The sequence below is a fragment of the Photobacterium galatheae genome (assembly GCF_000695255.1).
Classification (GTDB): domain Bacteria; phylum Pseudomonadota; class Gammaproteobacteria; order Enterobacterales; family Vibrionaceae; genus Photobacterium; species Photobacterium galatheae.
On sequence record NZ_JMIB01000080.1, the window covers coordinates 1 to 1,024 of the forward strand.

At 60.3% G+C, this 1,024-nt stretch carries 1 protein-coding gene; it reads left to right on the forward strand.

What is annotated here, in order from left to right; translation table 11 throughout:
- The coding region (locus EA58_RS20735) for a condensation domain-containing protein (protein WP_036757614.1) at positions 1-1,024 on the forward strand (1,024 nt) is incomplete at both ends.

A 1,024-nucleotide genomic window follows, 5' to 3' on the forward strand; every position in this document is an offset into this window, starting at 1 on the left:
GTGTACAGCAGGCGGTGGTGATTGATCTGGACCGGGAAGGTAGCAAGGTACTGGCGGCTTATGTGGTGCCGGCTGATGGCGATGTGGATACTGAGTCATTGCGCCAGAGTCTGTCGGCGCAACTGCCAGAATATATGGTGCCGAGCAGTATCACGCTGATTGATCAGGTGCCGCTGACCATCAACGGCAAGCTGGACCGCCGGGCGCTGCCGGCGCCGGTGTGGGTGAGCGAAGACAGTTTCCGTGCGCCGCGCAATGCACTGGAAGCCCAGCTGTGTCAGGTGTGGCAGCAGGTTCTCGGCGTCGCGCAGGTCGGCATCGACGACAACTTCTTCCGTCTGGGCGGCGATTCCATTGTCAGTATTCAACTGGTCAACAAGCTCCGTCAGGCCGGGTTGAGCCTGCAGGTGAAAACCCTCTTTGACCACCCAACCATCAGCATGCTGGCGGGGGCATTGTCAGAGGCGCAAACTGCGGTGGAGATGTTGACCGAGCAAGGCGAACTCACGGGCTCGTTTGGTTTACTGCCCATCCAGCAGTGGTTCTTCGGATGTGACTGGCCGTCGCCACAACACTGGAATCAGGCATTCATGGTGCGGCTCCCCGGGGAGATGGCGCCGGTAGACATTGAGCGGGCGTTGGCGGCACTGGCTGCTCAGCACGATTGTCTGCGTACCTGTTTTGTACAGACAGCGGAAGGCTATGAGCAATGCTACCTGCCCGTGGGCCGACAGCCTGCCCTGCAAACGCTGGATGTTCGCGGGGTCGATGATGCTTCGCTGCAGCAGTACTTGACTGATTTACAGCGCGGATTCGATTATCACGCCGGGAACGTCTGGCAGGCCGCACACCTGACCGGCTATGCCGACGGCAGCGCCCGGTTGTTCTTTGCGGCGCACCATCTGGTGATTGATGCGGTTTCCTGGCGGTTGATTGCAGAGGACATGCGCCTGCTGCTGGCCGGGGAGGTGCTGCCGGCGAAAACCAGCAGTTATCGTCAGTGGGTCGAGACGGTGCGACATTA